Origin of the sequence: Vibrio sp. T13N (genome assembly GCF_032970445.1) — a bacterium.
In the GTDB taxonomy this organism is placed as follows: domain Bacteria; phylum Pseudomonadota; class Gammaproteobacteria; order Enterobacterales; family Vibrionaceae; genus Vibrio; species Vibrio diabolicus.
The window spans coordinates 131,341-154,337 of record NZ_JAWJYE010000011.1; the positions used below are offsets into that span (position 1 = coordinate 131,341).

General features: G+C 45.0%; 20 protein-coding genes and 1 tRNA gene. 13 read left to right on the forward strand and 8 right to left on the reverse strand.

Going from position 1 to position 22,997, the window contains the following annotated elements; all coding sequences use genetic code 11:
* The first annotated feature begins 62 nt into the window (after positions 1-62).
* The 4 genes from lon (at position 63) to R2S67_RS17690 (ending at position 5,449) form a co-directional block, all read left to right on the forward strand.
* Entirely contained in the window at positions 63-2,414 is a 2,352-nt protein-coding gene (gene lon, locus R2S67_RS17675) for an endopeptidase La (RefSeq protein ID WP_005390529.1), read from the forward strand.
* 191 nt (positions 2,415-2,605) lie between these two features.
* Positions 2,606-2,878: an HU family DNA-binding protein gene (locus tag R2S67_RS17680; protein ID WP_005382341.1), complete on the forward strand. Its 273-nt coding sequence runs from the start codon at positions 2,606-2,608 to the stop codon at positions 2,876-2,878.
* Between the two features lie 201 nt (positions 2,879-3,079).
* Positions 3,080-4,939 carry a peptidylprolyl isomerase gene (ppiD, locus tag R2S67_RS17685; RefSeq protein WP_005390530.1) on the forward strand — a complete coding sequence of 620 codons (1,860 nt, stop codon included), beginning with the start codon at positions 3,080-3,082 and terminating at the stop codon, positions 4,937-4,939.
* A gap of 225 nt (positions 4,940-5,164) precedes the next feature.
* Complete coding sequence (locus R2S67_RS17690) at positions 5,165-5,449, forward strand: ComEA family DNA-binding protein (protein ID WP_031780151.1); 285 nt, start codon at positions 5,165-5,167, stop codon at positions 5,447-5,449.
* 98 nt (positions 5,450-5,547) lie between these two features.
* Here the strand turns inward: R2S67_RS17690 and rrtA are convergent, their stop codons facing one another.
* A complete protein-coding gene (gene rrtA / locus R2S67_RS17695; RefSeq protein WP_047009480.1) occupies positions 5,548-6,099 on the reverse strand; it encodes a rhombosortase in 552 nt (183 codons plus the stop codon).
* Between the two features lie 3 nt (positions 6,100-6,102).
* Here rrtA and R2S67_RS17700 point away from each other — a divergent pair, with 3 nt between their 5' ends.
* Positions 6,103-6,717: a tRNA-uridine aminocarboxypropyltransferase gene (locus tag R2S67_RS17700; RefSeq protein WP_005390535.1), complete on the forward strand. Its 615-nt coding sequence runs from the start codon at positions 6,103-6,105 to the stop codon at positions 6,715-6,717.
* Between the two features lie 6 nt (positions 6,718-6,723).
* Here the strand turns inward: R2S67_RS17700 and R2S67_RS17705 are convergent, their stop codons facing one another.
* The 3 genes from R2S67_RS17705 to R2S67_RS17715 form a co-directional block, all read right to left on the reverse strand.
* A complete protein-coding gene (locus R2S67_RS17705; RefSeq protein WP_048626158.1) occupies positions 6,724-8,046 on the reverse strand; it encodes an anti-phage deoxyguanosine triphosphatase in 1,323 nt (440 codons plus the stop codon).
* 15 nt (positions 8,047-8,061) lie between these two features.
* The gene (yfbR, locus tag R2S67_RS17710; protein WP_170892960.1) at positions 8,062-8,646 is read right to left on the reverse strand and encodes a 5'-deoxynucleotidase; all 585 of its coding nucleotides are present in this window, start codon (positions 8,644-8,646) and stop codon (positions 8,062-8,064) included.
* A gap of 90 nt (positions 8,647-8,736) precedes the next feature.
* The gene (locus R2S67_RS17715; RefSeq protein WP_005390543.1) at positions 8,737-9,951 is read right to left on the reverse strand and encodes a pyridoxal phosphate-dependent aminotransferase; all 1,215 of its coding nucleotides are present in this window, start codon (positions 9,949-9,951) and stop codon (positions 8,737-8,739) included.
* 217 nt (positions 9,952-10,168) lie between these two features.
* Between R2S67_RS17715 and R2S67_RS17720 the strand changes: the two genes are divergently transcribed.
* From R2S67_RS17720 to R2S67_RS17750, 7 genes are all read left to right on the forward strand, one after another.
* Positions 10,169-11,476 carry an isochorismate synthase MenF gene (locus R2S67_RS17720; protein WP_167426773.1) on the forward strand — a complete coding sequence of 436 codons (1,308 nt, stop codon included), beginning with the start codon at positions 10,169-10,171 and terminating at the stop codon, positions 11,474-11,476.
* Positions 11,473-13,191: a 2-succinyl-5-enolpyruvyl-6-hydroxy-3-cyclohexene-1-carboxylic-acid synthase gene (gene menD / locus R2S67_RS17725; protein WP_237308506.1), complete on the forward strand. Its 1,719-nt coding sequence runs from the start codon at positions 11,473-11,475 to the stop codon at positions 13,189-13,191. The genes R2S67_RS17720 and menD overlap by 4 nt, the downstream gene beginning before the upstream one ends.
* Positions 13,178-14,005, forward strand: a complete 828-nt coding sequence (menH, locus tag R2S67_RS17730) for a 2-succinyl-6-hydroxy-2,4-cyclohexadiene-1-carboxylate synthase (RefSeq protein ID WP_203342221.1) — start codon at positions 13,178-13,180, stop codon at positions 14,003-14,005. Before menD ends, menH begins: the two co-directional genes overlap by 14 nt.
* Positions 13,998-14,864 carry a 1,4-dihydroxy-2-naphthoyl-CoA synthase gene (gene menB, locus R2S67_RS17735; RefSeq protein WP_012842018.1) on the forward strand — a complete coding sequence of 289 codons (867 nt, stop codon included), beginning with the start codon at positions 13,998-14,000 and terminating at the stop codon, positions 14,862-14,864. The genes menH and menB overlap by 8 nt, the downstream gene beginning before the upstream one ends.
* Before the next feature lie 126 nt (positions 14,865-14,990).
* The gene (menC, locus tag R2S67_RS17740; protein WP_317346070.1) at positions 14,991-15,980 is read left to right on the forward strand and encodes an o-succinylbenzoate synthase; all 990 of its coding nucleotides are present in this window, start codon (positions 14,991-14,993) and stop codon (positions 15,978-15,980) included.
* Entirely contained in the window at positions 15,965-17,392 is a 1,428-nt protein-coding gene (gene menE / locus R2S67_RS17745; protein WP_317346071.1) for an o-succinylbenzoate--CoA ligase, read from the forward strand. Before menC ends, menE begins: the two co-directional genes overlap by 16 nt.
* Before the next feature lie 100 nt (positions 17,393-17,492).
* Positions 17,493-17,681, forward strand: coding sequence for a hypothetical protein (locus tag R2S67_RS17750; RefSeq protein ID WP_139059566.1), 189 nt, complete (start codon positions 17,493-17,495; stop codon positions 17,679-17,681).
* On the opposite strand, the gene R2S67_RS17755 is transcribed toward R2S67_RS17750, so the two are convergent.
* The 3 genes from R2S67_RS17755 to R2S67_RS17765 form a co-directional block, all read right to left on the reverse strand.
* Positions 17,671-18,606 carry a YeiH family protein gene (locus R2S67_RS17755; protein WP_317346073.1) on the reverse strand — a complete coding sequence of 312 codons (936 nt, stop codon included), beginning with the start codon at positions 18,604-18,606 and terminating at the stop codon, positions 17,671-17,673. The two genes, R2S67_RS17750 and R2S67_RS17755, sit on opposite strands and share 11 nt — an antisense overlap.
* Before the next feature lie 116 nt (positions 18,607-18,722).
* A complete protein-coding gene (locus R2S67_RS17760) occupies positions 18,723-20,597 on the reverse strand; it encodes an MFS transporter (protein WP_317346074.1) in 1,875 nt (624 codons plus the stop codon).
* Between the two features lie 13 nt (positions 20,598-20,610).
* Positions 20,611-21,201 (reverse strand): TetR/AcrR family transcriptional regulator, encoded by a 591-nt coding sequence (locus R2S67_RS17765; RefSeq protein WP_006743255.1) that lies wholly within the window; start codon positions 21,199-21,201, stop codon positions 20,611-20,613.
* 378 nt (positions 21,202-21,579) lie between these two features.
* Between R2S67_RS17765 and R2S67_RS17770 the strand changes: the two genes are divergently transcribed.
* Positions 21,580-22,452: a Tim44 domain-containing protein gene (locus R2S67_RS17770; RefSeq protein WP_046874203.1), complete on the forward strand. Its 873-nt coding sequence runs from the start codon at positions 21,580-21,582 to the stop codon at positions 22,450-22,452.
* A 414-nt stretch (positions 22,453-22,866) separates the two neighbouring features.
* Here R2S67_RS17770 and R2S67_RS17775 read toward each other — a convergent pair.
* A tRNA-Tyr gene (locus R2S67_RS17775) sits at positions 22,867-22,951 on the reverse strand.
* Between the last annotated feature and the right edge of the window lie 46 nt (positions 22,952-22,997).

The following is a 22,997-nucleotide window of genomic DNA, read 5'->3' on the forward strand; positions in this document are numbered from 1 at the left end:
CAATTAGCCCCCATATAAATCGATAAGTAATACGTAAACGTGAAAGCGGAAGAGAGAATTATATGAACTTGGAACGTTCCGAGCGTATCGAGATCCCGGTACTACCTCTACGTGACGTAGTGGTCTACCCGCACATGGTTATTCCATTGTTTGTTGGTCGTGAGAAATCGATTAGCTGTTTAGAAACGGCGATGGAAACCAACAAACAAGTTCTTCTTGTGGCACAAAAGCAAGCGGACACCGACGAACCGACGGTTGACGACCTATTTGAGGTAGGTACGGTAGCCACCATTCTCCAGCTACTGAAGCTTCCGGATGGCACAGTAAAAGTACTGGTTGAAGGCCAGCAACGTGCGAAAATCAATCACTTTAAAGAGAGCGATTTCTTCCTAGCGGAAGCGGAATTTGTGGTTACGCCAGAATTGGATGAGCGTGAGCAAGAAGTGATTGTTCGCAGTGCGATTAATCAGTTTGAAGGCTTTATTAAGCTAAACAAGAAGATTCCACCAGAAGTTCTCACCTCACTCAACGGTATCGACGAAGCGGCTCGCTTAGCGGATACTATCGCAGCTCATATGCCGTTGAAGCTGGTGGATAAGCAGCAAGTACTTGAAATTGTTGATGTCACTGAGCGTCTGGAATTCCTAATGGGCCAGATGGAATCAGAGATCGATTTGCTGCAAGTTGAAAAACGCATTCGTGGTCGCGTTAAAAAGCAAATGGAAAAATCTCAGCGTGAGTACTATCTGAATGAGCAAATGAAAGCGATTCAGAAAGAACTTGGTGAGATGGAAGACGCACCAGACGAGTTCGAAACGCTGCAGAAGAAGATTGACGAATCAAAAATGCCTCAAGAGGCACGTGAAAAGACTGAGCAAGAGCTTCAAAAGCTTAAGATGATGTCTCCGATGTCTGCCGAAGCAACAGTGGTTCGTAGCTACATCGATTGGATGGTCAGCGTGCCTTGGGCTAAACGCTCAAAAGTTAAGAAAAATTTAGCGAAAGCAGAAGAGATTCTTAATGAAGACCACTACGGTCTAGAGCGCGTAAAAGAGCGTATTCTTGAATACTTGGCGGTTCAAAACCGAATCAATAAGTTAAAAGGTCCAATCCTTTGTCTTGTTGGTCCTCCAGGTGTGGGTAAAACGTCTCTTGGTCGTTCAATTGCTTCTGCTACAGGTCGTAAGTACGTTCGTATGGCGCTGGGTGGTGTACGTGATGAAGCAGAAATCCGCGGTCACCGTCGTACTTACATTGGCTCATTGCCAGGTAAATTAATCCAGAAGATGTCGAAAGTTGGCGTGAAGAACCCATTGTTCTTATTGGACGAAATCGACAAAATGTCTTCAGATATGCGTGGCGATCCGGCATCAGCGCTACTAGAAGTACTTGATCCTGAACAGAATAACTCGTTCAACGATCACTACTTAGAAGTGGATTACGACCTTTCTGACGTTATGTTCGTTGCAACCTCGAACTCGATGAACATTCCAGGTCCATTGTTAGACCGTATGGAAGTTATTCGTTTATCTGGTTACACCGAAGACGAGAAGCTGAACATTGCAAAACGTCACCTTGTTGATAAGCAAGTGAAGCGCAATGGTCTAAAACCAGATGAGATCATCATTGAAGACTCTGCGATTATTGGCATCATCCGTTATTACACTCGTGAAGCGGGTGTCCGTAACTTAGAACGTGAGATCTCTAAGATCTGCCGTAAAGCCGTGAAGAACATCTTGCTGGATAAAGACATCAAGTCAGTAACGGTAACGATGGACAACCTAAAAGAGTACTTGGGTGTTCAACGTTTCGATTACGGTAAAGCGGATGAAAGTAACCGAATTGGTCAAGTGACAGGTCTAGCTTGGACAGAAGTGGGTGGCGATCTGCTAACGATTGAAACTCAATCCATGCCAGGTAAAGGTAAACTGACGCAAACGGGTTCTCTTGGTGACGTGATGCAAGAGTCTATCCAAGCCGCAATGACAGTAGTTCGCTCTCGTGCAGAAAAACTGGGTATCAATACTGACTTCTACGAGAAGAAAGATATTCACGTGCACGTACCGGAAGGCGCGACGCCAAAAGATGGCCCAAGTGCGGGTACTGCAATGTGTACTGCCTTGGTTTCTGCTCTGACAGGTAACCCTGTGAAAGCAGAGGTAGCGATGACGGGTGAGATCACACTGCGTGGTGAAGTCCTACCTATCGGTGGCCTAAAAGAGAAGTTACTTGCGGCACACCGTGGCGGCATTAAGACTGTGCTAATTCCAAAAGACAACGAGCGTGATTTGGAAGAGATTCCTGATAATGTTATCGCTGATCTGGAAGTCATCCCTGTACAGTGGATTGATGAAGTACTGAAAGTCGCACTAGAGCGAGACCCGACGGGCGTTGAGTTTGAGTCTCAAAAATAGTGATGTGCAGCAAAAATAAGTAAAAGTTTACGCTGATAAGTCTAAAAAGGCTTGTCAGCGTTTTTTTTGGGCGCTAAGTTAGTTTCGATAGCTGCCAGCCCTTGACGAATAAGGGATGGAGCATATTTTCTTAACAATGGAACGAAAGTCATCACAAAAATAATCACAGATGACACAAAGGGGAAATTACAGTGAATAAAACTCAGTTAGTAGAACAAATCGCAGAAAATGCAGACATTTCTAAAGCGTCAGCGGGTCGTGCTCTAGATGCATTCATCGAAGCAGTAAGCGGCACTCTTCAGTCTGGTGATCAAGTTGCTCTAGTTGGCTTTGGTACATTCAGCGTTCGTACTCGTGCTGCACGTACTGGTCGTAACCCAAAAACTGGTGAAGAAATCCAAATCGCAGAAGCAAAAGTACCAGCTTTTAAAGCTGGTAAAGCACTGAAAGACGCTTGTAACTAATCACAGCGTTAATTCTGTAACCGGCCATTTGCTTAACTTTTGCTCAAACAATAAGTTTCGAACAAAAATTTACAAACTTCGAGCCGAACTTTCTTAAATTATGCGCATCATACTGATGCGCATTTCTTTTTCTGATATTATTGCGCCATTATTTCTATTAGATAGAAGCAGTAGGCTTCAATTGTGGAGAGCAGTTAAATTATGATGGATCGACTACGCGAAGGCGTGAATAGCATCGCGGTCAAAATTATCCTTGGGCTTATCATCCTGTCTTTCGTTTTTGCAGGTGTGGGTAGCTACATCGTTAGTGGTAACAACAACTCTGCAGCGAAAGTCGGTAACACTGAGATTCCTCGTGGTGAGTTCGAGATGGCATACCAAAATGAGCGTAACCGTATGCAAGCTCAGTTGGGTGACTACTTCTCTCAAATGCTGGCTGACCCTGCATATGTTGAATCTTTCCGCAAATCCGTTTTAGATCGAATGATCAATGACGTGTTGCTTGACCAACAAGCAGAAGCTTTAGGTCTGCGAATCAGCGACACCCAAGTTCGCAGCATGATTCTAGACATGCCTCAATTCCAATCTAATGGTCAGTTCGATCAAGAGATCTATCAAGCTTCTCTGCGTCGTGCAGGCTTTTCGCCAGATTCTTTTGCTGAGTACATGCGTCGTGAATTGGTTCGTGAACAACTGCTGAATGCACTACAAAACAGTGAATTTATTCTGCCAGGTGAAGTACAGGCAGAAGGTAAGCTGTTCACTCAAACTCGTGATATTCGCACGATTAAAATCGACTTAGCAGAGTTTGCGAAAAACATTGAATTGACTGACGAAGAAATTCAACAGTACTACAAAGCAAACCCTGACAACTTTACTCGCCCAGAGCAGGTTAAAGTCGCTTATATCGAACTGTCTGCTGAAGCGCTAAAGGAACAAGTTAATGTTTCTGATGCTGAGGTGAAAAAGTACTACGATGAGCACTTAAACAAATACTCTTCAGAAGAGCAGCGCCGTGTCGCTCATATTCTTGTAGAAGGGGACGATGAAGCAAAAGCGCAGGCTATCTTAGATGAGCTAAATGCGGGAGCAGATTTTGCGACGCTTGCTCAAGAGAAATCTGACGATTTTGGCAGTGCTGAAAACGGCGGTGACTTAGGTTGGATTGAGCGTGATGTGATGGACCCTGCTTTTGAAGAAGCGGCATTCGCGTTGAAGAATCCAGGCGATACGTCAGGTCTAGTAAAGTCGGACTTTGGTTACCATATTATCAAGCTTGAAGAGTTAAAAGACTCTGTGGCGAAGCCATTTGAAGAAGTAGCCGCTGAAATCAAACAAGAAATGGTTGACCAACAAGCGGTTGATCAATTCTACGAGCTACAAAGTGAGCTTGAGCGCGTAGCGTTTGAATACCCAGACTCATTGTATGACGCTTCTCAAGCGGTTAACCAAGAAGTGAAGACAACGGACTTTATTTCTCAAGTTGACGCACCTGAAGTGCTTCGTAACCCTGCGGTAATGCAAGCTATCCTTAGCCCAGAAGTAAAAGAAGATGGCTTAAACTCTGAAGCTATCGAAGTTGCACCTGAGCATATTATTGTTGTTCGTGTTGAAGATGCACGTGATGAGACGGTTCTTCCACTAGAAGAAGTGAAAGATCAGGTTATTGCAGAGCTTTCTCGCGTTAAGGGTGAGCAAGATGCGATGGAACTTGGTACACAGGTTGTTGCTGCATTGAAAGAAGGTAAGACAGATGTGCTTACTGAAAACAACCTTGCATTTGGTGAACAAGAGACAGTAGATCGCCGTTCTCCGTTGGCAACAACGGTATTCGCGATGGCAAAACCAGTCGATGGTAAGCCAGTATATGGTCAGTCTAAAGATCTTGAAGGTAACATTGTTATCATCGAGCTTGATGCTGTAAATGCTGAGCTAGATAGTGAGTTAGAAGAGCAAGTTGCGATGCAAATGCAGCGTGCATCTTCTCAGCAAGACCTATCATCTGTGTTAGCAGTACTGCGCGCAAACACTGACATTGAGTACTTTATTGTGAGCAACTAAGCACAATTAGTGTAATTTGCATGTTAACTAAAACGGACCGCATAAGCGGTCCGTTTTATTTTTTTCTTTATTAACTTCAATCATCAATAAGCATTACTTAAATTAGTGCGCGTTTAAGTGATACCAGTCATTGCGAATATCGGGTCATCTAGGTTTGTTAACTGGATAGTGACTTGCTACTGGTGACTGGTTTTAGCCTACTATTTTGGAGATTGTATGTTCAATATGAAATGGATTTTGACATTGTGCTTATTTGTTTTTGCGCCTTTTAGCATGGCTGCGGATTCAGCCACTGACAAATATGAAGGAATTGAAATTACCGTAAATATCAACACGGCCTCTGCTGAAGAAATAGCGACCATGTTGAAAGGTATTGGTGAGAAGAAAGCGCAGAGTATCGTGGACTACCGCGAGGAGCATGGCCCTTTTAAAACGGCAGCAGATTTGAAGAGCGTAAAAGGCATTGGTGAAGCGACAGTTAAGAAAAACGAAGACCGCATTTTACTGTAGCTTGATGTATTTCAGATATTGAGTCTGAATTCAGAACAATATCTGTTTCCCTATTACTGCTTTCCCGAACCAACCCCTCTTTCGTGGTTCGGGATTTTTTATCCGAATAAACGACGGCGAAAACCTTTTTCCATTAGAGCCATTGTTAACCCACCGAACGCACCAAATAAATGAGCATCAATAGCAACGTTTGCGCCGATAAGCGCAGCAGTGCTGCTGGATGGACCATAGATCTGCTCCCATGCTACTTTGGCAATAAGTCCTCCGACCAACAACAGGCTGCTTCTTCTGCTTTCAAAGACTTCTCTGAGTGCCCAGAATCCAAATAGACCGTGTAGTACGCCAGATAATCCCACGTACACCGACATATTGGTAAACAAATTCATTGCGCCAACAAATGCACACAAGAGTGAGAAAACGATAAGGAAGTTGCGAGTGCTTGGACGAAAAATAAAAGTAATGATCCACAATCCTGCCAGGTTCATCCCTAAGTGCGCAAAGTTGGTATGTGTGAGATTTCCTGTTACGATTCGCCACCATTCGCCATGGCGTATATTGTAGCTGTGCCACTCGGTTAGGCTTGCCATTGGCTCGAATTGAAGTATCAAACAGATCACGCTGATAATACTCAGCAAGGTATAAAGGTTCACTCTATGTCTCGTTATTGTTCTCGTTGTGGAAAATCGCAAAAAGCGTGTATTTGCCAATGGATTGTACCGTTGGCAAGCGAGGTAGAACTTATCATTCTTCAGCACACGAGTGAAGAACATCGTCCGCTTGGTACGGCACGGATTCTCAATTTGAGTTTAGATAACTGTATTTGTCTGATAGGAGAGGACTTTTCTGGTGATGATGTCTTAAATCACTTGTTGGCGGATGAATCATATCAACATTTTGTTCTTTACCCATCGGAACAGTCACGATGCATCTCTGAAATTAATCAAGCGAGCCGTAGTGTATCTAAGAAAATACGTTTGATTTTGCTCGATGGGACGTGGAAAAAAGCGTACAAAATGTGGCAGCTTTCTAGCAATTTACATCCACTCCCAACCGTGCAATTACCGAAGCAATTACAAGGGCATTACACCATTCGTAAAGCGCCCTCTGAGAATAGCTTATCGACAGTCGAGGCAGGTTATCATTCGCTTCGCTTGCTTGAACCCGAGAGAGACTTTACACCGCTTATGCATGCCTTTGAAAAGATGATCGAATTCCAAATCGCCCAGATGCCGCCGGGCGTATTTGAAAAGAATTACTTGAAAGGTTGAGTGTTACTAAAGAACGATGGAAGAGAATAGCTGACGGTGAAGCTTTTGCGCGTGTCCATCGGTCATAGCAGAAATGTAATCGGCGATGACTCTCATCTTATTGCTCTCGCTTTTCGCTTGGCACCACAGTTCTTTTGTATGAACAGGCAGCAAGCGCTCTGGGTCCGCTGTTAACGCTTCAAAAATATCCATAATAATTTGCTGACCCTTATACTCAACGATCTGGACCTGCGGGACTTGGATAACGAAGGTGCTGACAAAGTGCTTGAGTACGTCAAGTGCACGTGCCATTTGTGGCTCTAAACACGCATTCCAAGACAGTAATGGATTACTGAAAGACTCATCCACCGCCTTAATTGAAATGCTGGTCAGCAGGGCGTTAACCATACCACCGATGGCATCTTTCCGCTCATGATGCTTACCGCTAAATAGCATCTGTCCGATGGAATCGATATGAGCTTCAAACCACGGGTCGCCACAGTCCGCTAATTGACTTGCTGCGCCTTCTTGCCATTGCTGGCGTGTCACCATACCAAGTACGATTGCATCTTCTAAATCATGAACGCCGTAGGCGATATCATCCGCTAGCTCCATGATTGAGCAATCGAGTGATTTAAAGCGCGTTTTACTGTGCTCAAACTCCGATTCTGGTTTTGAGCGCATTAGGCTAAGCAATGCCTTGTCGTTGTCAGAAAGCGGCGCAATTACCCAATCAAATAAGTCTTTGTCACAATCATAAATGCCCTTCGCTGGGCTCCAATCTTTGGCTTTTAGTTTGCGTTGATGCTCGGCTGGTTGAGGCAACTTGACAGAGCGTGTTTGACTAATAAGGGCAGGGTACTTGATCAAACCAAGCAGTGTGCGGCGTGATAAATTCATTCCGAAATGCTCAGTATAAGGCTCTAACTTAGTGACGATACGAAAGGTTTGGGCGTTTCCCTCGAAACCGCCATGTTCGCGCATTACGTAGTTTAGAGCGACTTCTCCCCCATGACCGTATGGAGGATGCCCGATGTCGTGCGCCAAACATAATGAATCAATTAAGCTGTCTGATGGCAATAGATCACGGAACTCTGGTTGTTTTTTCTTCAACTGGGCGACGATACCGGTCCCGAGTTGCGACGCTTCTAAGGAGTGTGTTAACCGGCTGCGGTGAAAGTCTTCCAAGCTATTGCCGTGTACTTGGGTTTTTGCTTGTAAGCGTCGAAATGCAGCCGAGTGAAGAATGCGCGCTCGGTCTCTTTGGTACGGGCTTCGATGGTCGTCACGACGTATTTTATGCTCATCATCATGGCGCTCTTGCCATTGCGGGTGTAATTCAAACGACACGATTATCTCCGTAAGCTAACTGATTTCATCTAACGACAATTCGAAACTTGGGGCAAAGGTATTGAGGAAGTAATCCATTTCAGGCGTTCTACGTTCTTGCAAAGTGATGTCTAAGCGTTTTTTTGCCAGAGCGAACTCATGATTGCCTGCGCTTAGTTCTTCGAGACATTTTAAATAGGCACAGATGGAGTCGGCTTGCTTGACGATTTTTGCGTCCTCTCCGTGTGCAGAGTGGGAAAGAAGGTAGGGGGCAAAATCATCTTGGAACTCTTCCGGTAACATTGAAAGCAATTTTTGTTCCGCTGCCGATTCTATCTTCTTATATTCTTTGGCAATTTCAGGGTTGTAATACTTCACTGGGGTTGGAAGGTCACCCGTTAATACTTCGCTGGAGTCATGGTACATAGCAAGAATCGCGATGCGTTCTGGGTTAAGGTTGCCGCCGAACTTTTTGTTTTTAATTAGGGCAAGGGCATGAGCGACAAAAGCAACTTGTAAGCTATGCTCTGAAACGTTTTCTGGTGAGACGGACCGCATTAAAGGCCAGCGTTGGATCAGCTTCATTCGAGCCAGGTGGGCGAAAAAATGGCTTTCTTTCATGGCTTTCTCCGTTTCTGGTGTAAAAAAGGAACTCACTAGGAGTTCCTCTAAGCATATGAGAGATCAGCACTAATTACTACCAGTGATTCATTACTGGCTGTAGGTTGATAGGAATCGCTCAAAACGTCCAATGGCGATTTCTAGATCTTCAACGTGCGGTAGTGTCACGATGCGGAAATGGTCTGGTTTTGGCCAGTTGAAACCGGAACCTTGCACCAGTAAGACCTTCTCTTGTTTTAAGAAATCTAAAACCATCTGCTGATCGTTCTTGATGTTGTACATTTTTGTGTCGATTTTCGGGAAGAGGTACATCGCCCCCTTAGGTTTGACACAAGAAACACCAGGAATCTGATTGATCAGTTCATACGCTCTATTGCGCTGCTCTAATAAGCGTCCGCCAGGTAAAATCAGTTCATTGATACTCTGGTATCCACCTAGCGCAGTTTGAATCGCATGTTGCATTGGTACGTTTGCACATAAACGCATCGATGAAAGCAACTCCAAGCCATTCACGTACCCTTGAGCTAGATGTTTAGGCCCCGTTAGGAACATCCAGCCACCACGGAAACCGCAAACACGGTAGGCTTTTGAAAGGCCATTGAATGTCATGACGAGCACGTCTTCAGTGAGTGTTGCGACTGAGGTATGTGTTGCACCGTCGTACAACACTTTGTCGTAGATCTCATCTGCGAAAATGATCAGTTTGTGCTGGCGCGCGATTTCAATCACTTCAAGTAGGAAATCACGGCTATATACCGCACCTGTCGGATTGTTTGGGTTGATCAGAACAATGCCACGTGTCTTTGGTGTGATTTTCTTTTTGATGTCTTCAAGATCTGGGTACCAGTCTGCACCTTCATCACATAGGTAATGAACCGGCTTACCGCCTGATAGTGCAACTGAAGCTGTCCACAACGGATAATCAGGTGCTGGGATCAGCATTTCGTCGCCATTATTTAACAGCGCTTGCATGGCCATCACGATCAGCTCAGACACGCCGTTACCCACATACACATCTTCGACATCTAGCGAGCGGATACCTTTACGTTGATAGTGTTGGACCACGGCTTTACGAGCAGAGTAAATGCCTTTGGAATCACAATAGCCTTGAGAAGTCGGCAGATTACGAATCACGTCGACTAAAATTTCATCAGGGGCGTCAAAACCAAATGGGGCAGGGTTACCAATGTTTAGCTTTAGGATTTTATGCCCTTCTTCCTCCATGCGCTTAGCATGTTTGAGTACAGGACCCCTAATGTCGTAGCAGACATTATCGAGTTTTGACGACATCCCGATATTTTGCATTGTATAATTCCTAAAAATTCGTTAATTTCTTTATTAAAATACAATAATTTGTTTTTTATTAGAATATATATCTGTAAATTATCTGTTTGCTGGTTAAGTTTTGCTCGTTTGCTATCACAGGATTTTGCAAAAGATCGCATACGACCTTGATTTGCTTTGGGTCTAAACTTAGAGTAGCCGTCAGTTACCATTTATCCTCACATACTACGAGGTTGATTTGTCACAGTTCCATCAAGCCGTAAAGAGAATTATCGAGCGAGTTCAGCAAGCGGAAGGCAATCAAACACGTCTGGTCGAGCCCCTGAGCGAGAAACCTAATTTCTCATTTATTGATTGGCTTGATGCACAACCACTTTTCCCTAAATTCTACTGGCAGTCCCGCGATACTCGTGAAGAGGTCGTTGCACTAGGGCAATTACACGCTTTTGTTGAGCCAGGCCCTGCTTATACCATTCTAGGTGAAGGGCAACGAGTCTGGGGCGGACGCTCTTTTGACGGCCAGCATGAGAAGAATCGTCGCTGTATGCCTTCTTTCTTCTTTTTGCCTCAAATTGAGTTAATTCGTTTTGACCAACAATGGTCTCTCGCAGTTAATATTTCAGAAGATAAAGCACGAACCCTAGCAGGACTGCATAAACTGGTTTGTGAGGTCGCGACCTTAGCTCCGATTTCTTCTCACATCCGCTCTATTGTTCATACGCCAAGTCAGCCTCAATGGAATGAGTTAGTTCATAAAGTTCTGACTGGTATAAAGAATGATGATTTTAAGAAAGTGGTATTGGCGCGTCGCTCTACCGTGCAGCTTGATAACACATTAAGTGCTGCACAATTGCTGAAAGCGAGTTACTTAAATAACCATCATAGTTTCCATTTCATGCTGAGCTTAGACAGCAAACACAGCTTTATGGGTTCTACGCCAGAACGTTTGTATTCTCGCGTAGGGCACGAACTTCATACCGAAGCGTTAGCAGGCACGATTGGTCGAGGGGACAACGCCACTCACGATATGGAGTTGGCGAATTGGTTATCCCAAGATGAAAAGAACCTCAATGAAAACCAATATGTAGTTGATGACATTATTGATCGCCTATCACCGCATTCCGAAGTGGTTGAAGTGGAGGCCGAGGCTAGTTTGGTTAGGCTACGAAAAGTGCAACACCTCAAGCGAAATATTCACGCGAGCCTAAAGACGGGCATAAACGGTGTTCAGTTGTTATCGGCGCTTCAGCCAACGGCGGCGGTTGCTGGCTTACCTCGACAAGAATCCATGCAGTTTATTCTTGATAATGAGCCCTTTGCACGCGGCTGGTACGCGGGGTCAATGGGGTACATAAGCCATGAACGAGCAGAGTTTTGTGTCGCGATCAGAAGTGCGCTTGTGCTCGGTGACCAAGTACAACTGTTTGCAGGCGCAGGTATTGTGCCAGGTTCTGTGGCAGAGCATGAGTGGGCGGAACTTGATAAGAAAATGTCGACGTTACTTACGCTGATTTCTGATCACCCTCCGTTGGGAGTCGCATCATGAATCATGACCAAGCGGTGCTCAATCGAATTTGGTCAGAAACCATATTGATTGAGCTTCAGCGATTTGGCGTTAAGCATGTTTGTATCGCTCCTGGCTCTCGTTCTACTCCTTTAACTTTAGAGGCGGCAGAACAGTCCAATTTTTCTATTCATACTCACTTTGATGAGCGTGGTCTCGGCTTTATGGCTCTTGGCTTAGCGAAAGCTACTCAAGAGCCAGTGGCAATCATCGTTACCTCTGGTACGGCAGTGGCGAACTTATTACCAGCCGTTGCGGAGGCTAGGCTTACTGGTGAAAAGCTGGTGCTGCTCACTGCGGATCGTCCGATGGAGCTCGTTGGCTGTGGCGCAAACCAAGCGATTAACCAGTTGGGTATTTTTTCACATCATGTCTCGGCCAGCTTGAATTTACCAAGCCCAACTTTAACAACATCGCTTAATTGGTTGCTGACCTCTGTTGACGAAGTGATGTTTACTCAGCAGCTGCAAGGCAGTGCTGTTCATATTAACTGTGCATTTCCAGAACCTTTGTATTCCAACGGTGCAAAAGCGGATTATCAAACCTACTTAGACTCGGTAGCCGGATGGCGAAAAGGAAGTGGTAGTTATACCCAGCGTTTTAGCCACTTGTCACAGGCGAAGATCCCGTCTTGTGCGGATAAAAAAGGCTTGGTTGTGATTGGCAGCTTACCGCTTGAACAAGCGAAGTCGGCGCAGGCATTTGCACAAAAGATGGGATGGCCGGTACTTGCAGACCCGCAAAGTGGTCTCAGTTCGGATTGGGCGCATTACGATGTATGGCTTCAACTTCCCGAGCTCGCAAACGAGCTTGAATCTTGTGAACTTATTATCCAATTTGGTAGCCGAATCATCTCCAAACGTTTGAACCAGTGGATTGATAAACAAGTTTCGCAAAATCAACAAAGTAAAGACGTTCAATACTGGTATATCTCGCCGCGTATGGACCGTAATAACCAAAATCATCTGGCGCAAATGCACTGGGTTGAGCTTCCTCAAACTTGGGTTTCTCGCATTAGCTTTGAGAAGCCAATATTTGCTGGGTGGGCTGATAGGTTAGCGAATGGAGTTAAGCGAGTTCATCAACGTATCGAAGAAGCTTTCCTATCTGATTCAGCGTCTGCCATTGACGAAATTGCGTTGGCAGCAGACATCAACGAGCGCACTAAAAACGCTGATGTCTTTTTGGGTAACAGTTTGTTTGTTCGACTTGTCGATATGTACGGCAAACTTGATGATGTAGAAGTGTTCACTAACCGAGGCGCGTCAGGCATTGACGGTTTGTTTGCTACCGCATCAGGTGTGCAGCGAGCAAGAGGTAATCCGTTACTGATGTATATTGGTGACACATCAGCACTGTATGATCTCAATTCACTAGCGCTGTTTTCTCACAATAAATTGCCGACGGTACTTGTGGTCACAAACAATGATGGTGGCGCAATTTTCGATATGTTACCGGTGCCTCAGGAGCATCGCACTGCGTACTACCAAATGCCCCACGGTTATCAGTTTGAACATGCAGCCAAACAGTTTGGTTTAAAGTATGAGAAGCCAACTACGTTAGAAATGTATCAAGCAATGGTTGCCGAGCACCTGTCGAGCGGTCAAGGCACACTGCTGGTGGAAGTTCAAACCCCACCAAGCCAAGCCGCAGAGTTGATAAAGGCATTTAATAAGAGCCTGCATGCTTCACTCTGAGCGTCTCTCTTCAACTGAAAAACACCARAGTGGCGACCTTCCCACTCTGGTGTTTTTGCATGGCTTTTTAGGAAATGGTGCTGATTGGCAAGCTTGTTTGGATGAGCTGACTCAGTTTGAACGAGTCGTTATAGACCTTCCTGGTCATGGTCGCAGTCAGTTTACAAAGTGCAACGATCTCGATGATTGCTGCAAACTTCTTAATTCCACACTATCTTTATTATTTCCTCCGCAACAACCACTTATTTTGATTGGTTACTCGATGGGCGGTCGTATTGCGATGCATGGTATTGCCAATCAATGCTTCCCAGATCTCAATATTGTGGGTGCAATTGTGGAAGGGGGAAACTTCGGGCTTCAAACTGAGTCAGAGAAACAGGTGAGATTGGAGAATGATGCTCGCTGGGCAAAGCGTTTCAAAACTGAACCACTTGAACGTGTTTTGAACGATTGGTATCAGCAAGCGGTGTTTTCTTCACTAAACCATGAGCAAAGACAAACATTAATTGCGAAGCGAAGTGATAATCTTGGCTCGGCGGTCTCGAGCATGCTGATGGCAACATCGTTAGCCAAGCAGGCGTATTTGTTGCCCACACTGAAAAAGCAGAATATACCGATGTATTACTTGTGTGGCGCGAAAGACCAAAAATTTAGCCAACTGGCACAACGTAGCGGGTTGGCGTATCGACAAGTTGAAGGCGCAGGACATAACGTTCATCAAGAGCAGCCCCAACAATTTGCGATGCATATTAAGCACATAATTCAATCTCACTTTGGTGAGAGTAACGAGAACAATGGGAATCACCATGGCTAAAACAGTAGGCATTTCTGAAGAAGAACTTTACGCTCCGGTTCAATGGAAAGATTGCAGCGAGAAATACGAGGATATTCACTACCATAAATCTGAAGATGGTATCGCGAAAATTACCATTGCACGCCCACAAGTGCGTAATGCATTCCGCCCTCAAACAGTAAAAGAGATGATTGATGCGTTAGCAGATGCGCGTTACGACTCTGGTGTTGGCGTGATCATTCTGACAGGTCTAGGTGAAGACGCATTCTGTTCTGGTGGTGACCAGAAGATTCGTGGCGACTACGGCGGTTACAAAGATGACCAAGGTACGCATCACCTAAATGTATTGGATTTCCAACGTGATATCCGTACTTGTCCAAAACCTGTTATTGCTTCAGTTGCGGGTTGGGCTGTTGGCGGTGGTCATGTACTGCACATGATGTGTGATCTAACAATTGCAGCAGACAACGCGCAGTTTGGTCAAACGGGCCCTAAAGTGGGTTCATTTGATGGTGGTTGGGGCGCGTCTTACATGGCTCGTATCGTAGGCCAGAAGAAAGCTCGCGAAATCTGGTTCCTATGTCGTTTCTATAACGCGCAAGAAGCGTTAGACATGGGCTTGGTCAACACGGTTGTGCCGCTAGAAGAGCTAGAGAAAGAAACTGTTCGTTGGTGTCGTGAAGTGCTTCAGCATAGTCCAATGGCGCTACGCTGCCTGAAAGCTGCATTGAATGCGGACTGTGATGGTCAAGCAGGTCTTCAAGAGCTTGCGGGTAACGCAACGATGATGTTCTACATGACCGATGAAGGACAAGAAGGTCGTAACGCATTCAACGAGAAACGTCGCCCAGACTTCGACAAATTCCCTCGTAACCCATAATTCGTATAAAAAGAGGAGTGTTTTAGCTCCTCTGTTCCATTTTTCCTGAGCGCCTCGCCCTCTGGGAGGCTGGTGGGATTGCTCGCCAGAACGCTCAAATATACGGCATTACATAGGACTCGAATTATGCGTGAAGCGAAAATTTATCGTTATATCTTGCCCATGGATAGTGGTGTCATCCTGCGAGACAATAAGCTAACTGAACGTGTTGGTTATGTTGTTGTGCTTTCTGAAGGTGACCAAATAGGGCTTGGAGAAGTCGCTCCTCTTCCTGGTTTTAGTTTAGAGAGCACCGAAGATGCTGGTATTCAGCTACAGGAACAAGCGGAGCGTTGGGTTGCTGGATTGGATGTGGATTACGCCAACATGTATCCATCGGTCGCGTTTGGTTTATCGATGGCACAGTTAGAGTTAGCTGGTGGCTTACCCCAACAAGGTAAGTATCAAACAGCGCCGCTGTGTACTGGTGACCCAGACGAGCTCATTCCAAAGCTGAACGAAATGGAAGGTGAGAAAGTCGCGAAAGTAAAAGTCGGGCTTTATGAGCCAATTCGCGATGGCATGCTTGTGAACCTTTTCCTTGAATCTATCCCTCAATTAACGCTTCGACTTGATGCAAACCGCGCTTGGACACCAGAAAAAGCGCAGCAGTTTGCTAAATACATTACTCCGTCTCTGCGTCAGCGCATTACCTTTTTGGAAGAGCCGTGCTGCTCTCCTGGCGATAGTCTCTCTTTTGCTATCAATACTGGTATTGCGATTGCTTGGGATGAAACGTTGCAAGATGCGGTTCGTCGAGAGGATTTCCGTCTTGAAGATCTAACTGGTGTGAAAACGATCATCATCAAACCCACACTCATTGGTTCGGTGGATTTTTGTATTACACTGATAGAGAAGGCGAAGTCACTGGGGATGAAAGCGGTTATTAGCTCGAGCATTGAATCCAGTCTCGGTTTAACGCAATTAGCGCGCTTTGCCCAATGGCAGCTGCCTGATGAAGTTCCAGGTTTGGATACGATTGGCCTATTCAAAGCTCAGTTAGAGCAAGGCTGGCCTAAGTGTGAACTTCCCGTTCTTCCTCTGAAAGATCAGGAGATTGTGTGGCATTCTGCATAGACAATGTTGCGAAGGCACCGTGGAAATATTGGGCTCAAACGAGCCCTTTTTCTATTGCACTCAAGACACCAACAGAAACATTAAACTGGCAACAACTCTCAGTACGTATTGACCAATACGCTCACTATTTGAATGACTTGGGCGTAACGCGGGGAGATGTGCTGACTTTGGTAGGTAAAAACCAAGTCGAAACTCTGCTGTTTTATCTTGCTTCCAAGCAGTTAGGCGCACTTGCCGCGCTGACCATGGTACAACCACTCGATACGTTACAGAGTAAACTTGCGACCCTTTATAAACCTGAACAAACTCGGTTTATCTGGTTTGCTCAGGAGTGCGCTTCGACCTTTTCTGAACATGATATACAAAAACTCAAGGCAACATTGCTTTCACCGCTCTTAGTTTCACAACAAGAGCGTGATGCGGTGATTGAAGATGCCTATCACCATGACAGGCTCGCTTCAGTGGTATTTACCTCTGGCTCGACAGGAGAGCCTAAAGCTGTGGTTCATACACATCGACAACACCTTGCATCCGCAGAAGGCTTGCTGCAAGAGTTCATTTTCACTCAGCAAGATTCTTGGTTATTGTCGCTTCCGCTTTATCACGTCTCTGGATTGGCGATTGTATATCGTTGGCTATATGTCGGAGCGACATTGAAAATCGGTACAGGAAAACTTGTCGAAGATATTCAGGGCGTGTCACACGCCTCTTTGGTTGCAACGCAGCTCAAACGGCTATTGGATGATGATGCTCACTTGTCATTGACGCATGTTTTATTGGGCGGCAGCCACGTTGCTCACGAGTTGGCGTTGCGAGCAACAGGACGAGGGATTGAGGCGTGGTTAGGTTATGGGATGACGGAAGCAGCCTCTACCGTTACCGCAAAGAGAATTGACAGTACCAGTAATGCTGGACACGTATTGAATCATCGTAAGATAAAGTTGGTTGGCCAACGCATTTTTGTCGGTGGTAAAACATTAGCGGCAGGGTATTTTCATCAAGGTCATGTTACTCCGTTTCTGGATGAGAAAGGCTGGTTCGATAGCAAGGATCTCGGTGAGTGGCAAGGTGACGAGTTAAAGATCATCGGCCGTGCCGACAATCAATTTATCTCTGGTGGTGAGAACATTCATTGTGAAGAGATTGAGGCAGCATTGAACCAAATTGATGGCGTGGTGCAGAGCATAGTGGTTCCAGTCGAAGATGCGGAATTTGGTCATCGCCCTGTTGCTGTGATTCAGACCAATGATTTGCGCAGCAAAGCGGAATATGACCTGCATTTGCAATCCAAATTAGAGAAGTTTAAATGGCCAGTGGAATACCATTTAATGCCACAAGTGCTACTAGAAAGTGGGATCAAAGTTTCTCGGAAGGCAGTGAAGGAGTGGCTATTGCCATCAATTCAGCATTAGTCAATTTTGCTATGTATTAGTCAGAAAGGGAATTTCGTATCCTTATAACTCTGAATCATAATTATGCTTCTTCGAAGAGAGAAAAGGCATAAGGTTCAGGATGGTAAAGCTAGTATTAATTACGGCGGTAGCACTACAAATTGGTATTGCAATAAGCAGTGAAGGGCTCGCTCGCTCTCTTGCAGAGCTGACGGCCTTTTTGATCGCTATCGCGTTGGTCGTTACATACAAAAACAGCAAGCAGGAGCCGTCGTCATCTCAACACGATGAGAGGACCACTAATATCTAAACAATAACCAACTTAGAGAAGTGGTTGAAATTAACACCCACAGAGTTACACCAAACAACAGTGGCTTAGCTCCAGCAGACCTCAGCTTCGAAATTGAAATGCTGCAACCAATCAGGAACAGACACACCACCAAAGCTTGTTTCGCTCCAACGAAAATACCGTGATAGACCATTTCAAATTGAGGGAAGAAGTCGCTAAACGCGATGGCTGCGCAGTACCAAAAAATGAAATAAGGAATAACTAACTTTTTCGTTCCATTCTCTTCCTGGTCTCTCGAAAAGATCACGGCACTGATCAGTGCGACAGGGATGATCCATAAAGCTCGTGCGAGTTTTAACGTTGTTGCTGTAGTTAGCGCTTCTTCACCGTAGGCTGAGGCAGCCCCAACAACAGAAGAAGTGTCATGAATAGCAATCGCGGCCCATGTACCAAATGTGTGTTGATCTAGCCCTAAAGCATGCCCAACCACAGGAAACACGAATAGTGCGATGGAGTTTAGGACAAATACCGTTGCCAGTGCTAATCCAATCTGTTCGTCTTTTGCTTTAATCGCTGGTGCTACAGCGGCAATTGCACTACCACCACAAATTGCTGTACCTGACGAGATTAAGTATGCGGTTACTCGCTCCAACTTAATTATTCTGGCAATGATAGTGCCTATGATCAGTGTGCCCGCAATCGTGGCGATAATCAGACCGATACCATCCGATGTAACAGAGAGTGCTTGCTCAAAGTTGATGCCAAAGCCTAAACCAATAATCGAGTAGGACAACAGCTTTTTAGTAAAAGAAGCAATGGGCAGTTCTGAAGGCACAAAACCAAAACTTGCGAGTAGAAAACCAATAACTAGGGCAATAGGAGAGGAGACAAAAGGGGTTAAGCAAAAGAGTAACGCCAATCCAAACAAGAGGTAGTTTCTATTCAAGGTTTTTATTCGCTGTTGTGAATGAAAGCGCGAGTATATCGCACTGAGTGTGGTCAGTTTGTCTTAATGATTTGAACACATGTTCAGTTATTCTAAACATGTGTTCAAATGTATTTTTATCGCCAGTCGCCTCTGAGTTGATGCACTCTATCGAACATCGTTTTTGCCGTTGCTTCATTTGGTGGAACTGGCTGTCCGGCTTCAATTTCTAGCTTTGACCAAAATCGAGTTGGTAAGCCACAACATGCTCGGCCTTTCGCGCGGCTGAAATAGCTTCCCCATAAGCCTTTGAGTGCCACGGGTATGACAGGTACCGGGCTGCGACGCAGAATAATATCAATGCCACGCATAAATTCATTCATTTCTCCGTCTGAAGTTAATTTCCCTTCAGGGAAAATACAGACGATATGTCCTTCGCTTAATGCGGTTTCCACATCATTAAATGCACGCCTGATGGAGTTTCTGTTACTCGCTGAAATTGGAATTACCCCAGTTCTGCGTAAAAAGCGTCTTAGTGGAGGTAGGTTGGCGTAATCTTCCTCCATCACAAAACGAATCAACCTTGGGCATACTGCGCTAAGTAGCAAGGCGTCCATATAGCTCACGTGATTACATACGATTAATGCACCGCCTTGTTCTGGCAAGTTATGTAGGTTTTTATGTTTCATTCGATAAATAGTGTGAGTTAGCATCCAAACCACAAAACGGACAACGAATATCGGTATTTGCAAAAAAATGTAAGCGGCGACCAAGAAATTCAAAATGGCTAACAATGCAAACAACTGAGGAATTGTCATCTTGATGACACTCAGGCACACAATACCTAAGACAGCACTGCCGACCATAAACAGAGAGTTAAAGATGTTGAGCCCTGCGATGACTTGTGCGCGCTCGGTTTCCTTTGCTCTATGTTGCATTAATGCGTAAAGCGGTACGATAAACAGCCCGCCAGAGGCGCCAATCATCAATAGATAGAAAAATAATGGCCAAAAAGGCTCATATCTAAAGAAGTCTACAAAGTTATGGAAGATAGGTAGGTCACTTGGAATGGAGGTTGCCATCAAGTACCCAAATACCGTAATGCCAAGTGCGCCAATTGGCACAATACCGACTTCGATACGATGATTCGAGATCCAATTGCAAAGCAGCGACCCTAGCGCGATACCAATAGAAAACAGAGCAAGTAAGAAAGACACCGCACTCTCGGTTCCATTTAAGTAAATCTTGGTGAAATTTGGGAACTGGGTTAGATAGGCGGCGCCTAAAAACCAGAACCAGCTTATCGCCATAATGCATTGAAAAACAACACGATCTGATTTTGCGATGGATAGCGTGTGTTTAGTTTGTTTATACGGTTGCCAACGAAAAGAAAGGTTAGGTGCGCTGGCGGCTGCAAAGGGTATTGAGCGGCTCGACAAATATCCCAACAATGCAAAGAGTACGACACAAAATGCGGCAAGGTATTTTGCGTTGTCTGCTGAGGCGATAATTCCAGCTCCTAGGGTACCAATAAGGATGGCGATAAAGGTACCAGCTTCAACAAGGGCGTTGCCTGGCACTAACTCTTTCGCGTTTAATTTTTGAGGCAAAAGGGCATATTTAACCGGTCCAAAGAATGCTGACTGTGTGCCCATTAAGAACAGTAGCAGCAAAAGCACACCATAACTTTCGGTTATAAAACCAATGGCACCCAAAAGCATGATGGCGATTTCAAACAGCTTTACCTTGCGAATAAACCATGATTTTTCATATTTATCGGCTAATACGCCAGCTGAAGCGGAGAATAGAAAGAACGGTAGAATGAATAAGCCAGCCGCTAAATTGATGAACAAGTTGCTCGAAATAGGTAGTGCGCTGGATCCCGCGAAGGCGACAAACAGCAGCAAAACGTTTTTAAAAATATTGTCGTTGAAAGCGCCAAAAAACTGAGTAATGAAATAGGGTAGGAACTTTCTTTGCGTAAGTAAGGACGGCTGTCTGTCGGACGACATGGATAATCCTTTGTTACCAGTTTGTGAGGTAGTTAGAAAGCAGGTTACTGATTAATTCTTTACCATCAATGGGTTCACTAGAGAAAAATTTATCATCAACACTGAGTAAAGTAATACCGTGTACGCCAGACCAAAGCACTCGACTTGCTTGAATCACTTCGGACTCGGTACGATGTGGTGCGATTTGAGCCAATAGTGACTCCAGCATTCCTGTCATCCCGTCGATACGTTTGGCATGCCATTCTGGAAGCTCTGCACCATTCATGTTGTGCTCGAAGACTAACTGCCAACGGTAAGGGTGCTTTTGAGCGAAATCGTGGTAGCAATAAGCCAGTTCAAATAGAGCTTGATGAGCGTCTTTACTGCTATTGGTCGCCTTCAGTGCTTCTTGGGAGAGTTCGTCTAAAGTTTGCGCGACTACGTGTAAAAGTAACAGGTTATAGTTGCCAAAAATGTTGACTAATGTGCTTGGCACGTAACCAATCATGTTAGCGATTTTACGAAGACTGAGTTCGTGGTAAGAATTCTCATCTAAAAAGTTTTTGACTGTTGTTAACGTCAAATTCACTAACTCTTCTCTGGTGTGATCGTTTCTGCGCGCCATACTCTCAAACTGCTTTATTGAACATCGTTCAATATGATAGTCAGCTACCTATTAACCGTCAACAAGGCAATATACTCAAGTGACGTCAAGGTCCAGGATTCTGAGCTGTGTCACTGATTCTAATTCAAGTAAAACATCCCCGAGTAGTAGCGAGTTCATTCCCAGCATTTCTAAACGAACCAAGTATCTCGAAGTTAACCGAGAGCAGTCTGTATCTTTGGCAATATTCTGATACATGTCAGCTTCTGTAAGCTGTTTTCATCAACAGGCATACAGAGTATGATGACGTAACAATCATCTTTGGCGTGCTACTGTTTGAAACAATCGTTGTTTCGTCTGATAGAGCACAATCTTAGATAGCTAACTTTAAGGATAACGATGAAACGTTTATTTTCTATTGTTGCTCTGTTGATGTTTACCGTTGCTGTAACGCCTATCGCGGAAGCGAAGAAGTTTGGTGGCAGTAAGTCTTTCGGTAAGAGCTACAAAACAGCGCCAGCACCAAAACAACAGCAACAAAACACCAATACGGTCGGCAAAGATCAGACGGCGAAGTCTTCAAGTAAAAAAGGCTTAATGGGTGGTCTGCTAGGCGGACTTCTTGCTGGTGGTCTACTTGCTGCATTCTTTGGCGGTGCTTTTGAAGGTATCCAATTTATGGATATCCTAATTATTGGTTTGATTGCCTTTGTCATCTTTAAATTAATGCGCGGTATGCTAGGTGCGAAGCAGGGCAGTATGAACCAGCATCGTCAGCAACCTGCATTTGGTGGTAACGCATCTAAGTTTGAGCAACCAAACATGCAAAACTTTGAGCAACAGCCAAACACAAATAATGGTGGCTTTGGTGGTTTCGGCGCTCAAACGGACGTACCACATAACTACCCACCGGGCTTTGACCAAGCAGCGTTCATTAACGGCTCTCGTGAACACTACCGAATCCTGCAAGGAGCGTGGAATCACAATCAATTGGAAACCATTGAAGAATATGTTTCTCCAAGCTTGTTTGAAGATCTGAAAGCAGAGCGCGCGAAGCTCGACGGTGAGCAGCATACTGATGTAATGTACGTTGATGCAGAGATCGTCCGTGCCGATTACGATGCAAATAAAGCACAGCTTAGCCTACAGTTTAGCGGTCGTTACCGTGACACAGTAGAAGGTGTTGAAGAAGAAATCGAAGATATCTGGCACCTAGAGCGTGACCTGACTGTGCCTAATGCACCATGGTTAATCGTTGGTATTCAAGGCTAGTCACCTTTAAACCAATTTAGTCACTAATAAAAATCCCGCACCCCCTGCGGGATTTTTTGTATCTGTCGTTTGTATTTACGAAAGGTGTTTTTATAAAACCTGCCAGATGGAGACTTCATCATGGCTCGCGCTTAACTCTGCCGAATATCTTTTTGCTAGTCAGTCCTCAAGTGTTTTACTGAATGTTTTTAGCATTCACATTATGGTCATTGCGATAAAACAAGGACAAAGTGCTAGTTCATTGTTTGTATTACAACGACCAGATCCGAACTTTGGCCATCGGAGATTCGCTTCGGCCCAGTTGTTAAAGTAGGATCCAAACAGAGGTAGAACCGCGAAGAAGTTGGGTTAAATAAGGAAGGGCCAAGAGTCCGAAACGAAAAAAGCCAGCTCAATGAGCTGGCTTTTTCAATATGGTGGAGGGGGACGGATTCGAACCATCGAAGGCAGTGCCGGCAGATTTACAGTCTGCTCCCTTTGGCCACTCGGGAACCCCTCCAGGGTGTTTTATACTTAAAAGATAGTTTCCCAACCTAGCTTCCAAG